We start from the raw sequence: 13730 nt of genomic DNA on the forward strand, positions 1-13730 counted from the left end.
GACGCTACCCGACACGACCCCGGCCCGAAGAAGGCCCAGGGCAGGCCTAGGGCCGGCCTAGGCCTCTTCCGGCGGCGGATCCTGCCGCAGCTCCTCCGCCAGTTCCGCCTCCCGCTCGGCGACCTGCGCCAGGAGCTGGTCGGCGATCTCGTCCAGGAGACGGTCGGGGTCGTCCGGGGCCAGGCGGAGCATCGCGCCGATCGCACTCTCCTCCAGCTCCCGCGCGACCAGCGTGAGCAGTTCCTTGCGCTGGGCGAGCCACTCGAGACGGGCGTAGAGCTCCTCGCTGCGGCTCGGACCCCGCTCCTCGGGCGCCGGCCCCGCGGCCCACTCCTCGGCGAGCTCGCGCAGCATGGCCTCGTCGCCACGGCCGTAGGCGGCGTTGACGCGCGTGATGAACTCCTCGCGCCGCGCCCGCTCGCCCTCGTCCTGCGCCAGATCGGGGTGGGCCTTGCGGGCCAGCTCCCGGTAGAGCTTGCGGGCCTCGTCGCTGGGGCGCACCCGCTGTGGGGGCCGTACCGGTTGGTCCGTGAGCATCGCCGCGGCCTCCGGAAACAGTCCGTCGCCGTCCATCCAGCCGTGGAACAGCTCCTCGACGCCGGGCATGGGCAGCACCCGGGCCCGGGCCTCGTCCGCCTTGCGCACATCCTCGGCGTCGCCGGTGCGGGCGGCCCTGGCCTCCGCGATCTGTGCCTCCAGCTCGTCGAGCCGGGCGTACATCGGGCCGAGCTTCTGGTGGTGCAGACGCGAGAAGTTCTCGACCTCGATACGGAAGGTCTCCACCGCGATCTCGTACTCGATCAGCGCCTGCTCGGCGGCCCGCACGGCCCGCTCCAGTCGCTCCTCGGGCCGGGGCGCACCGTCCTCGGGCGTCGCCCGGGTCCCACCGGCGACACCCTCCTGCTCAGCTTCCGGGCTCGTCACCCGACCAGCGTAGGCCACCGCCCGCCCGGGCCCGCTCCCGAACTCCTCCCCCTGCCCGCCCATCTCACCGACCGAGCTCGGGGCAGTCCGCCACGACCCACTCCGCCCGCAGGTCCCGGCAGGCCACGACCAGCGTCCCCGGCCGGCAGGCGATCTCGTGGGTGCAGCCCTCGGCGTGCGGGAGCACCTCGTCGAGGATCACGTCCCCGAGGGCCGCCACGTCACAGACGTCCAGGACGTCCACCTGGAACCGCGAGATGCCCGTGTACCGGATGAGCAGGTCCTCGTCGTGCTGCCGGCAGTTGTGACCGAAGCGGATCTCGATCTCGTCGTCACCGCTCCGGCGTACCGCCTGCGGTTTGAGGTCCTTCACACACCGCTTGCCGGAGAAGTCGTAGTGCCCGGGGGCGGTGGCGAAGGCACGCGCCCCCGGCGGCAGCTGCTCCGCCAGGAGGGGCAGTCGCTCCAGATAGGGCCGCGGATCGATGACACCGGCCGGCCCACCGACCTCTCCGTCGAGATCCACGTACTTCATCGCACGCACCACGCCAGGAGCACCATGCCCCTCACACCCCCATCTCCGCCGCGATCCGCCCCGCCCGCACCGCCGCGACCAGATCCGCGTGGTCCGCTTCCGTGCGGTCGGCGTAGGCGACGGCGAACGCGGCGATGGCCTCGTCCAGTTCCTCGTTCTTGCCGCAGTAGCCGGCGACCAGACGCGGGTCGGCGCTGTGGGAGTGGGCGCGGGCCAGCAGCGCACCGGTCATGCGGCCGTAGTCGTCGATCTGGTCGGCGGCGAGCGCTGCCGGGTCGACGCTGCCCTTGCGGTTGCGGAACTGCCGTACCTGGAAGGGCCGTCCGTCGACCGTCGTCCAGCCCAGCAGGATGTCGCTGACGACCTGCATGCGCTTCTGGCCGAGCACCACCCGGCGCCCCTCGTGGTCCGTCTCCGGCGCCTCGAAGCCCGCGCTCACCAGGTGTGGCACCAGGGCGGACGGCCGTGCCTCCTTCACCTGGAGGATCAGCGGCTCACCGCGGTGGTCCAGCAGCAGGACGACGTACGACCGGGTGCCCACGCTGCCCGTGCCGACGATGCGGAAGGCGACATCGTGCACCGCGTGGCGGGACAGCAGGGGGTGGCGGTCCTCGGCGAGCGTGGTCAGGTACTGCTCCAGAGAGGCGGCCACCGCCGCGGCGTCCGCGTCCGGGACGCGCCGCAGCACCGGCGGGGCGTCCAGGAAGCGGCGCCCGCCGTCCTCGGTGGCCTCGGTCGACTTCGCGGCGAAGCGCCCGCTGGTGTTGGCCCGCGCCTTCTCCGAGACCCGTGCCAGCGTGCCGACCAGGTCGTGGGCGTCGGTGTGGGACACGAGCTCCTCGTCCGCGATGGCGTTCCACGCGTCCAGGGCCGGGAGCTTGGCCAGCAGCCGCATGGTGCGGCGGTAGGAGCCCACCGCCCCGTGCGCCGCCCGGCGGCAGGTGTCCTCGTCCGCGCCGGCCTCCCGGCCCGCCAGCACGAGGGAGGCGGCGAGCCGCTTCAGGTCCCACTCCCAGGGACCGTGGACCGTCTCGTCGAAGTCGTTCAGGTCGATGACCAGGCCGCCGCGGGCGTCGGCGTACAGACCGAAGTTGGCCGCGTGCGCGTCGCCACAGATCTGGGCGCGGATCCGGGTCATGGGGGTGCGGGCCAGGTCGTACGCCATGAGGCCCGCCGAGCCGCGCAGGAACGCGAACGGCGTGGCCGCCATCCTGCCGACCCTTATCGGCGTGAGCTCGGGGATTCTGCCCCGGTTGGACTCCTCGACCGCCGCGACGGCGTCCGGGCGGGAGCCGTCCAGGTCGAGGGCGGCATGCCCCCTGCGGGACACCTTGCTGCGCAGCGCCCTGCCCTCCTCCTTGGGCGAGCCCGCCGGGGGCCACTCGGAGAAGCCCCGGACCCGGGGAAGCCGACGCACCGGACCCACGTCCGCCCCGGCGCCCGTCACTCCGGAGTCCGACCCTCCAGAATCCCCCACTGCCGCGCCGACCTCGGTCATGTCGACCGCCTCCCCCTCGCACATACGCACGAACTTCAATACGGACACGAACGCCGACTTCAGCACCGAATCCGACGCGAACATCAACTCGTGCAGACCGTACAGCCGGTGGCCGAAACGCGTCAGACCCTGTGGACAACTCCACTGCTGTGGAAAACCCTCGCGAGAACGCCCGAACCATCGCATGGGACAGTGCCGTATGCCCACCCTCCTGATCACCGGCGCCACAGGGTTCGTCGGCACCCACGTCACGCGTGAGGCACAGCGCGGGCAGGCCGAGGTACGGCTCATGTCGCACCGCCGGCCGCTCGAGGGCCCCGGTCGCTCAGTCGTCCGCGCCGATCTTTCGGATCCCGAGTCGCTGCGCGGGGTGTGCGACGGGGTCGACGTCCTGATCCACTGCGCCGCACAGATAGGCGGCACCGACGAGGCCAACGAGGCCGTCAACGCCCGCGGCACCGCCGCCCTGGTCGCGGAGGCGGCCCGCGCGGGCGTCTCCCGCATCGTCCAGCTGAGCACGGCGTCCGTCTACAGCCGCGGCACCTTCCGGGGCAGCCTCCCCGAAGACCTCACCCGCAACCCCGGCTCACCCACCTCCCGCACCCGCGCGGCCGCCGAGGACGCCGTCCTCGCCGGCGGTGGGGTCGTGCTGCGGCCGCATCTCGTCTACGGGGAGGGCGACGCCTGGGTGGTCCCGGGCATCACCCGGCTCCTGCGCAACCTGCCCGGCACCGTGGCGGGCTGGACGTCCAAGACGTCACTGATATCGGTCACCGCCCTCGCCCGGCTCCTGATGGCGACCGCGCTCGCCCCCGCCACGGACCTGACCGCAAACGTCTACCACGCCGCCCACCCGGAGCCCGTCACCGTGGAGACGCTGCTTCGCACCGCCGCCGCATGCACTGACATCCCCTGGCCGGAAGAAGATCTCACGGTGGACCAGGCGCGCAGGAGTCTCGAAGAACAGGGTCAAGGAACCTCCGCCCTCGACATGCTGACGACCGATCACTTCTTCGACAGCTCCCCGATCTGGACCGACCTCCGCATCGACCCCGGCCCCGCCTTCACCACCGACTTCGCACGCGTGGCGCCCTGGTACCGCCGGGCCCTGGGCAGCATCTGACCGGCCACCGCTGTTTCACGTGAAACACCAGCCTTCGCCGACCAGTACAACCACGCCACCGGCGGACGGGACGCCAAGGACGACTCCTGCCAAAAGCCCTCCCCGATCACGGCAACCTTTGTATGCGTGGCGGCAACTGGCACGTAACTGGGTCCCAGACCAAGGCCCACTGCGCCAGAAGGACAAGCCGTTGCCAGATCAAAACCGCTCTCATCGCCGTCCTCCGGCAACCCGCCGCGTGCTCGCCGCCGCCGTGGCTCTCGCCGCCGCGGGTGCTGCCGTACCGCTGGTCGCCCTCGCCGCACGCACGCCGGAGGCCCGCACGCCGACCACGGCCGCCGAAGCAGCGGCCGGCAGCGGCCGCTACTTCGGCACGGCAGTGGCCACGGGCAGGCTCGGGGACTCGGCGTACTCCACCATTCTCGACCGGGAATTCAAGATGATCACCCCGGAGAACGAGATGAAGTGGGACGCCATCGAACCCTCCCGCGGGTCGTTCAACTTCGCCGCCGCCGACTCGATCGTCAGCCACGCCTCCGCGCACGGCCAGCGAATGCGCGGCCACACCCTGGTCTGGCACTCCCAGTTGCCCGGCTGGGTCCGCTCCATCACCGACGCCAACACCCTGCGCAGTGTGATGAAGAACCACATCACCACCGAGATGACCCACTACAAGGGCAAGATCTACGCCTGGGACGTGGTCAACGAGGCGTTCGCCGACGGCGGCGGCGGCCGGCACCGCAGCTCGGTGTTCCAGGACGTGCTGGGCGACGGGTTCATCGAGGAGGCCTTCCGCACCGCCCGGAACGCCGACTCCTCGGCCAAGCTCTGCTACAACGACTACAACATCGAGAACTGGTCCGACGCCAAGACCCAGGGCGTCTACCGCATGGTCAAGGACTTCAAGTCCCGCGGCGTGCCCATCGACTGCGTCGGCTTCCAGAGCCACTTCGGCGCCGGCGGCCCGCCGGCCAGCTTCCAGACCACCCTGTCCAACTTCGCCGCGCTCGGCGTGGACGTCCAGATAACCGAACTCGACATCGCCCAGGCATCCGCCACCGCGTACACCAACGCCGTCAAGGCCTGCGTCAACGTCGCTCGCTGCACGGGCATCACGGTGTGGGGCATCCGCGACAGCGACTCCTGGCGCACCGGTGAGAACCCCCTGCTGTTCGACGCGGGCGGCAACAAGAAGCCCGCCTACAGCGCCGTGCTCACCGCCCTGGGCAGCACCAGCAGCGGCGGCACGCAGGCCGGGGGCATCACCTCCGGCACCGTCTACACGCTCTCCAACGCGGCCGCCGGACGCGTTCTCGACGAGCCCGCGGGACAGAACGGCAACGGCACCCCGCTCCAGGTGTGGGACGCCAGCGGCGCCTCCAACCAGCAGTGGCGAGCCAGCCGGAACAGCGACGGCTCCTACACGCTCACCAACGTCGCCAGCGGCCGGGTACTGGACGAGCCGGTCAACCAGACGGCCAACGGGACGAGGATGACGGTCTGGGACGCCAACGGCGGCGCCCACCAGCACTGGAAGGCCAGCCGGAACAGCGACGGCTCCTACACGCTCACCAACGTCGCCAGCGGCCGGGCGCTGGAGATCCCCGGCGGTCGGACCGCCAACGGCACTCCCGTCCAGATCTGGGACTCCAACGGCGGCGGCGCCAACCAGCACTGGAACTTCAAGCCGACCGCGGCGCCGAAGAGCGACACGTGTGCTCTTCCGTCGACGTACCGGTGGACCTCGACGGGCGCGCTGGCGCAGCCGGCGAACGGGTGGGCCTCGTTGAAGGACTTCACCAACGTGACGTACAACGGCAAGCACCTGGTCTACGGGACGAACTACTCGGGATCGGCCTACGGCTCCATGGCGTTCAGCCCCTTCACGAACTGGTCGGACATGGCGTCGGCCCGCCAGACCGGCATGAGCCAGAAAGCGGTGGCGCCCACACTGTTCTACTTCGCGCCCAAGAACATCTGGGTGCTGGCGTACCAGTGGGGTTCGTGGCCCTTCAGCTACCGCACCTCCAGCGACCCCACCAACCCCAACGGCTGGTCCGCGCCGCAGCCGCTGTTCACCGGCAGCATCCCCCGCACCGAGTCCCCCACCGGCCCGATCGACCAGACCCTGATCGCCGACGACCAGAACATGTACCTGTTCTTCGCCGGTGACAACGGCAAGATCTACAAGTCGACCATGCCGATCGGGAACTTCCCCGGCAACTTCGGCTCGTCGTACACGACGGTCATGAGCGACACGGTGAAGAACCTGTTCGAGGCGCCGCAGGTCTACAAGGTCAAGGGCCAGAACCAGTACCTCATGATCGTCGAGGCGCGGGGTGCGAGCGAGCAGCGCTACTTCCGCTCGTTCACGGCCTCCAGCCTGAACGGTCCGTGGACCCCGCAGGCCGCAAGCGAGAGCAACCCCTTCGCCGGCAAGGCCAACAGCGGCGCCACCTGGACCAACGACATCAGCCACGGCGACCTGGTCCGCAACAACCCCGACCAGACCATGACCATCGACCCCTGCAACCTGCAGTTCCTCTACCAGGGCAAGTCCCCCAACACACCGCCGAACACCACCTACGACAAGCTGCCGTACCGGCCCGGCATCCTCACCCTGAAGCGCTGACCCGCCTGATCGACACTCACCACCTCGAGGAACCCCAGCCGTGCGTCGGGCTGGGGTTCCTCTCTTTTGTGGACTTTCATCGCGGATGACGGCCGCGGAACCGCCGCCCGTGCCGCGCGTCAATGCGGCCGACCCGCACCAGGAACTCCGCCTTCCCCTGGGCGAAGTCGATGCCCGTGGGGTTGGTGAACCGCGGCCCGGTCAGCGCCTTGGCGGGGACCTTGGTCAGGTCGTCGTTCCGGAACCCACTGACATCGCCGAGCGCGCTGATCAGCGGGAGGCCGGAAGGCTTGATCAGTCCGAGCGTCACGGTCTCCTCCAGGCCCTTGGCCGGGGAACCATCCAGTGCGTCGCCCGCCCGCTGTCCGCCGCGGTCACGTCGGTGCTGTCCCACATGCCCGATCCGGTGCCGTACAGACGTTGCCCGGAGTCGAAGGGGTTGATGGCCGGCGCGCCCATCCATTGCCCGATGCCGGTACCCACGTACGGCGCCGCGGAGTCGTTGCGCACCGAGGTCGCGCCGAGCGTCTTCCAGGTGGCGCCGCCGTCGGTCGAACGGTGGAGCTCGTCGGAAGGCCACCAGCGATCCAGGGTGGTGACCATCACCGTGGCCGGGTGCTGCGGGTCGACCGTGCGGCCGGCGAAGCCGTCACCGCCGCTGGACGACGAGATGTTCCTCCGGGCGCCCCGGTGGCCGTCGTCAGTTGCCGTACGGGAGGGCCAGACGTTCCTGATCAGGCCGGAGGGCGAGTATGTCGTCCTGTCGAGACGTGGGCGGGGCGGCCCGGAGTGTCTGCTCCGGGCCGCCCCGCCCATGCGACGTCAGCGTGCGGCGGGGGAACGGGTTCGTGCCGCGACACCGCCGCGGCACGAACCCCCTGACACCAACACCGGATCACGCCCACCGGTCACGGCACCGTCGCGCTCACCGCCGCCAATCCAGGCCCCGCGCACCGGTGTTGGACGCGGGCAACGGGCGGCGACAAGCAACCCTGGCCATGCGTTGGGTTCGTGATCTGGAAGGAGTACTCCGCGCGTCCGTCACGCCACCACGCGCCCCCGATCAGTGCGAGTACCCGGCCGACCACCCACACCAGCCCCCTGACCAGCGAATTCAAGGTGGCAGATCATCATTGATTGAGCGCTCGGAATTGATCACCCCCTGGATCTGACTGCCTGATCAACCACCCGCCCCCGAGATTCGGTTGTGCCCGAACCCAACACTGGGGTGAGCGCGGGATCCTCGGCGGGCCTGGCGGCATCGGTTCAGCAGCCGCGCCCGCGACGACGGTGTTGCTGAGGGTGCCAATCCACCCCACCGTCATGGTGACCGTGTCTCCGGAGGCCGGCGGAGATGGATCCAGCCGCCCCCTGCGGGCCCCAGAACTCGGCGAGGCACCCGTGCCGCAGGTTGCCGGAGCCGAGGACGTCTCCGGGCCGAACCTCGGTGCCTCGGGAGGCGTACGCGGCCGGCCCACGGCATGTAGGCGAGGCTGTCCCGGCCGAGGGTGGTGCCTTGACCTCGACACGGAGTCTGCGGCCCAAGCCTTCGCCGTCGCGAGGGGCGTCCAGCTCGTCGGCGGTCACGAGCCACGGGCGGGCGGCACGCGCACACCGTCGTGGGTTCCGAGGACGGCGTAGGGGTTGGTGAAGAAGAAGGCGGACTGGGCGTACCACTCGCTGGGACCATGTCGGCCGCGAGTCGGACGCTGTGCTGTGTAGGGGCCGTCCGGACAGCCCGGCGCCAGGAGCTCGTGCAGGACGAAGCGAGCTCCTTCAGCCCGGGCGGGGCCGCAGGCCGTTGTGGCTGCGGCCCCGCCCGGGCGCCTGGGTCAGGACGGGTCGCCGTACTGGAGGCCGCGTCCGTTGGTGCCGATGTAGACGCGGCCGTAGGTGTCGGGGTCGCCGGTGATGATGCCGACGCTGCCGATGGCGCCCCACTGGTGGGCGTCGTCATTGACGCGGAGCCAGGTGGTGCCCTTGTCGGTGGAGCGGAAGACTCCGGTGACGTTGTCGACGGTGCCGATCAGGTAGAGGGCCTGGTAGTTGGTGCCGGGTGCGGCCTTGCCGAAGCCGAGGGCGGAGGCGGACTGCACTGTCTTGAGTGTGGTGAAGGTGCGGCCGCCGTCGGTGGAGTGCAGCAGCCCGTTGCCGCCGCCGGCGATCCACAGGTCCCCGTTGATGCCGGGGACGGCGGTGAGTCGGCCGGCGGGCAGGCTGGTGGCGCGGGGGGTGAAGGTCGCGCCGCCGTCGGTGCTGGCGTGGAGCGTGCCGCCGGTGAGTGAGTAGAAGGTGTTGGCCGAGGAGCGGTCGGCGACGACCACGGCGTCGGTGCCCAGGCCGCTGACCTTCGACCAGCTCGCTCCCTTGTCGGTCGAGCGGTACGGGGCCTGGCCGGCCTCGGTCCATACGATGGTGGAGCCGTCCGCCGCGAGCGCGACATGGCCGCTGTTCGCGCTGGCGACCGGTTCTGCCGTGAAGCCGTTCCAGCTGCTGCCGCCGTCGGTGGAGTAGGCGCCGTCCTGCGCGCCGCCCGTGCCGACGCGGACCATCATCGCGGGGGCCGACTGGGCGAAGTCGATGTCGGTGCTGCTGCTCATCAGCGGGTTCTTCAGCCGTCCGGCGGGCACCTCGGTCAGGGAGTCGTGGCGGAAGCCGCCCTGGTCGCCCATGGAGGTGATGACGGTGGCGCCGCCGGGAGGGGCGATCGCGTCCGCCAGCGAGGTCTCCTCCAGCCCGCGGGCCCCGGAGGTCCAGTGGCTGGTGTTGCCGCTGTCGGAGGCGCCCGCGTCCTTGCTGCGCCAGATGCCGTTGCCGGTGCCGTACAGCACGTGCCCGGAGTCGAAGGGATCGATGGCCAGCGCGGTCATCCAGTGCCCGGTGCCGCTGCCGACGTAAGGAGCGCCGGAGGCATCACGCTGCGACTTGTCCGCCAGTGCCTTCCAGGTCGTGCCGCCGTCGGTGGTCCGGTAGACCTCGTCCTCGGGCCACCAGCGGTCCAGGGTGGTGACCATCACCGTGGACGGCTTCTGCGGGTCGACGGCCAGACCGGAGAACCCGTAACCGCCCTGGGAGGGGGAGATGTTCTTCCACGCGCCGCCGGACGGCGTGTACTTCCACACCGAGCCCGCCGTCGCGTCCATGGGGCCGATGCTGTTGCTGTAGGACAGGTACAGCGAGCCGTCACCGGAGACCACGCCGTGCTGCGGCATCTGGCCGGTGGGCTGCCCGGAGACGGCCTGCCAGCTGCTGCCGCCGTCGGTGGAGCGGTACAGGGACGTGGACTTGTCGTTGACGCCGGCGTAGACCGTGTTGCTGCCGGCCGGGCCGTACGTCACGAAGGAGATGCCCGCGCCGCTGCCCGCCCCGTCCTTGACGGGGAACGAGGAGACCTGAGCCCATGTCGTGCCGTAGTCGGTGCTGCGCCACAGGCCGTTCTTGCGGGTGCCCAGCAGCAGGGTGGCGTGGTTCGCGGGGTCGATCACGAGCCGTTCGCCCGCGCCGCGGCCGGGTTCGTTGCCGCCCAGCTTGAACGGCAGATCGGTGCGCTGGAAGGTGCGGCCCCGGTCGGTGGAGCGCAGGATCGCGCCGTTGCCGGCCCACTCGTTGGTGTAGGTGCCCGTCGCGAGGTAGAGCCGGTTGGGGTCGACGGGGTCGGTGGCCAGCGCGTCGATGCCCAGAAGGTTCCAGTCCTTCTCACCGAGCCAGTCGGTCAGCGGGATCCACTGCTCGGCCCCGGTGTCCCAGCGGTAGGCGCCGCCCATGTCGGTACGCGCGTACAGCAGGCCCTTCTCCTTCGGGTTGAACACCAACCCGGTGACGTAACCGCCGCCCACCACCTGGGCGTTCTTCCACACATACGGTCCGGCCGCGGCCGTGGTCTGTGCCTCGCCGGTCCCGGAGGTCTGGGTCTCGGCCGTCTTCACCAGCTTCCACTGCTGGTTGGTGCTGCCCAGGCTCGGATACTGGATGATGGCCGCGCCCTGGGCCGTGGAGCCCCCGGAGACGTCCAGGACCTGGCCGCTCCTGCGGGAGGTGAAGGTGACGGCGTCGGAACCACTCACCTCGCTGATCCGCCACTCCTGAGCGGTGGACGAGCTGTCGGTCTGCTGCTCGGCGGCGGCGGCCTTGGCGGTCGAACCGCCCTCTATGCCCAGCACCTTGCCGCTGTTGCGGTTCACCAGCTCGTAGTAGCCGTCCCCGGCGGCCTTCAGCTTCCACTGCTGGTTGGCGGTGTTCTGGTCGGTCCACTGCTGGATACGGGTGCCGTCGGCGGTGGAGAAACCGTTGACGTCCAGCACCTTGCCACTGCGCACCGAGACCAGCCGGTAATAGGCACTGCCGTCGATCGTCGCGGCCTGCGAGTCCTCCTGCGCGAACAGGAAATACGGCACGACGATGGCGGGCACGCCGACCAGCAGACCGGTCGCGGTCCAGCGACGACGATGACGCCCGCGGCGCCCGCCATTCGTGGGGTTGTCCATGAGGGGAGGCTCTCCTTGCACGCGGTTCATGAGAGGAAATCCGGATCCCGGCCACCGGAACTGACCGGATCCGCTCCCTTGTCGCCACAGGCCCCGCACAAGGTTGCCTCGGGCCGGAAACTTTTTTCGGGGCACCTCGTGGTGCGGAAGGCGTTGATCAGCGTCTGGGCAGACCGATGCAGCGCACCAGAACCTGGCCCGGCTGCGCGCGGAGCACCCAACCTGCCGGCCGAGCCCTTGGGCCGACACTGGTGCGCGGGCGGCTGCCTCAGTGAGGGGCGCCGCCATTTCGGGCGGGCGCTCGCCGCAGCGCCCGAGCCCAGCCCGGAGCGGGCCCCGCGTTCCTGGCCGCCGTCTGGGTGGCGCAGACGCAGGGGACGGGGTAGCCGCGAGAGTCGCGTGGGCGGGCGGCACTCGCCGCGAACCCCGTTGCCCAGGAAGGTCCTCCACATCCACTCGTCACATCGATGCCTCACTCCCACGCCGCAAGCCCGGATCGGCGTTGCGGAAAGAACCCGCCGTGCCTTGCGGCCACCTCAAAGAGGGGCCCGTGACCCGTGGGAACCGTGCGATGCGACCAGAACCAAAAGGGGAGACAGCGTGTCGGCCATCCGCCAGTGGATGCACCAGGTGCTGCTCGCCACCTGGACAATCCTGTGGTTCGCCGTGGTCCAGCCGCACGGGGCTTTCCCTGGCACTACCTGCGCATGGGTGGGGAGTTGCTCTACGCGGACTCGGGCAGGGCGGGGGAGCTCCCCTGACATCCACGCCCACACGTGGGAGTCGTGGCGACGCGCGGCCCGGCCCATGGCCGTCGCTTCAGGCGACGGGGGGTTGACCGTACTCCGCCTGGGCCGACGCCATCGCCCTGAACGGAGACCGGCCACGCCGCCGTCCGACCCGGCGCCGCAAGACCAAGCCGATCGGCACCTGGACCCCGAAGGTCACCTCACCCAGCCCTGAGACCTTCCTCACAGAGAGCAAGCCCTGGAGCCACCCAACCGAAGATCCAGGAACACAACGCGGACCGCCGAAGGCCACCCAGCCCTCGACGGTCCGCTCCGGCATGCCCAGAGACAAGCGTCACAGCACGCAGAAACAGGAATGGGCGGCATCGTGATCACGATGCCGCCCATTCCGTCGGTGCAACCAGAGCACTTTCGTCGGTGCTCCGCTGTGCGCGAGGGGGGAGTTGAACCCCCACGCCCTTGCGGGCACTGGAACCTGAATCCAGCGCGTCTGCCTATTCCGCCACCCGCGCATTGGGTGTGTCCTCCGGCTCCTTCCCCGTGGGGTTGGGCGCCTTCCGACATCCAGAACATTAGCACGCTGGCGGGGGTGGGTTCACATCCCTTATTCACGGGCAGTGGAGGCCTACCGACCCCCGGCATCCCCGGCTACGTATCAACGTGTGCCGGTTCACGTATCAACCTCGTACCGGTCCCGGTCATCTCCCCAGGAGCCGGACGAGGTCCACAGTCAGGTGCGGGACACTGGTCTGCGGCCCCCTCTACGATCCTGGGCAGAAGTACGTACAGCAGTGGCCGTCGACACCCGTCGACCAAGCCGACAGGGGGAACCAGCCGATTTCCCGGCGCGTGGATACGATCAGTAAGCAGTATCAGGCAAGGCAGTACCCGCCCAGCGGGCAGCAGGACGGCAGCAGCTACGGAGGAGGTGCCCCATGGGAGTCCTGAAGAAGTTCGAGCAGCGTCTCGAAGGTCTGGTCAACGGCACCTTCGCCAAAGTCTTCAAGTCAGAGGTCCAGCCCGTGGAGATCGCGGGAGCGCTCCAGCGGGAGTGCGACAACAACGCGACCATCTGGAACCGGGACCGGACCGTCGTCCCCAACGACTTCATCGTGGAGCTGAGCGCGCCGGACTACGAGCGCCTCAGCCCCTACTCGGGCCAGCTCGGCGACGAGCTCGCCGGCATGGTGCGCGACTACGCCAAGCAGCAGCGCTACACCTTCATGGGACCGATCAAGGTCAACCTGGAGAAGGCGGACGACCTCGACACCGGCCTGTACCGGGTGCGCAGCCGTACGCTCGCCTCCACCAGCAGCCAGCAGGGGCCCACGGGCGCCGCCCCGGGCGCGCGTCCCGGCGGCTACCCGCCGGCCGCCGCTCCCGGCGGTGCCCCGCCCATGCCGACCGCGCCGCCCCCGGGCGGCGGCCGTCCCGGCGGCTACGGCTACCCGCAGCCCGTGGGCCAGCGGCCCCCGGCCGCGCCCGCGGCGGGCGGACGCACCCGCTACTGGATCGAGATCAACGGCACCCGCCACCAGATCTCCCGCGCGACGCTGGTGCTGGGCCGCAGCACCGAAGCCGATGTGCGGATCGACGACCCCGGCGTCTCCCGCCGGCACTGCGAGATCCGGACCGGAACGCCCTCGACGATCCAGGATCTCGGGTCCACCAACGGCATCGTGGTGGACGGGCAGCACACCACCCGCGCTACGCTCCGCGACGGCTCGCGGATCGTCGTGGGCAGCACCACCGTTATCTATAGGCAAGCCGAAGGGTGAAGCGGGG

9 protein-coding genes and 1 tRNA gene are annotated in these 13730 nt (G+C 70.3%); 3 read left to right on the top strand and 7 right to left on the bottom strand.

Features of this window, described 5'->3' with window-relative positions:
* Nucleotides 1–57 precede the first annotated feature (57 nt).
* The 3 genes from ABZO29_RS22255 to ABZO29_RS22265 form a co-directional block, all read right to left on the bottom strand.
* Nucleotides 58–924 carry a J domain-containing protein gene (locus ABZO29_RS22255; protein WP_367321948.1) on the bottom strand — a complete coding sequence of 289 codons (867 nt, stop codon included), beginning with the start codon at nucleotides 922–924 and terminating at the stop codon, nucleotides 58–60.
* Nucleotides 925–988: 64 nt separating this feature from the next.
* Entirely contained in the window at nucleotides 989–1459 is a 471-nt protein-coding gene (locus tag ABZO29_RS22260; RefSeq protein WP_367321949.1) for a hypothetical protein, read from the bottom strand.
* 31 nt (nucleotides 1460–1490) lie between these two features.
* The gene (locus ABZO29_RS22265; RefSeq protein ID WP_367326198.1) at nucleotides 1491–2957 is read right to left on the bottom strand and encodes a DUF2252 domain-containing protein; all 1467 of its coding nucleotides are present in this window, start codon (nucleotides 2955–2957) and stop codon (nucleotides 1491–1493) included.
* Between the two features lie 199 nt (nucleotides 2958–3156).
* Between ABZO29_RS22265 and ABZO29_RS22270 the strand changes: the two genes are divergently transcribed.
* Entirely contained in the window at nucleotides 3157–4080 is a 924-nt protein-coding gene (locus ABZO29_RS22270; protein ID WP_367321950.1) for an NAD-dependent epimerase/dehydratase family protein, read from the top strand.
* A gap of 238 nt (nucleotides 4081–4318) precedes the next feature.
* The gene (locus ABZO29_RS22275; RefSeq protein ID WP_367321951.1) at nucleotides 4319–6712 is read left to right on the top strand and encodes a non-reducing end alpha-L-arabinofuranosidase family hydrolase; all 2394 of its coding nucleotides are present in this window, start codon (nucleotides 4319–4321) and stop codon (nucleotides 6710–6712) included.
* 76 nt (nucleotides 6713–6788) lie between these two features.
* Here the strand turns inward: ABZO29_RS22275 and ABZO29_RS22280 are convergent, their stop codons facing one another.
* From ABZO29_RS22280 to ABZO29_RS22295, 4 genes are all read right to left on the bottom strand, one after another.
* Complete coding sequence (locus ABZO29_RS22280) at nucleotides 6789–7022, bottom strand: hypothetical protein (protein WP_367321952.1); 234 nt, start codon at nucleotides 7020–7022, stop codon at nucleotides 6789–6791.
* A complete protein-coding gene (locus tag ABZO29_RS22285) occupies nucleotides 7019–7528 on the bottom strand; it encodes a hypothetical protein (protein ID WP_367321953.1) in 510 nt (169 codons plus the stop codon). The genes ABZO29_RS22280 and ABZO29_RS22285 overlap by 4 nt, the downstream gene beginning before the upstream one ends.
* A 1016-nt stretch (nucleotides 7529–8544) precedes the next feature.
* Nucleotides 8545–11196, bottom strand: a complete 2652-nt coding sequence (locus ABZO29_RS22290) for an RICIN domain-containing protein (protein ID WP_367321954.1) — start codon at nucleotides 11194–11196, stop codon at nucleotides 8545–8547.
* Between the two features lie 1177 nt (nucleotides 11197–12373).
* Nucleotides 12374–12457: transfer RNA gene (locus tag ABZO29_RS22295), tRNA-Leu, on the bottom strand.
* A 423-nt stretch (nucleotides 12458–12880) separates the two neighbouring features.
* On the opposite strand from ABZO29_RS22295, the gene ABZO29_RS22300 reads away from it, so the two are divergent.
* Nucleotides 12881–13723: an FhaA domain-containing protein gene (locus ABZO29_RS22300; protein WP_367321955.1), complete on the top strand. Its 843-nt coding sequence runs from the start codon at nucleotides 12881–12883 to the stop codon at nucleotides 13721–13723.
* Nucleotides 13724–13730 lie beyond the last annotated feature (7 nt).

This window comes from Streptomyces sp. HUAS ZL42 (genome assembly GCF_040782645.1).
Lineage (GTDB): Bacteria > Actinomycetota > Actinomycetes > Streptomycetales > Streptomycetaceae > Streptomyces.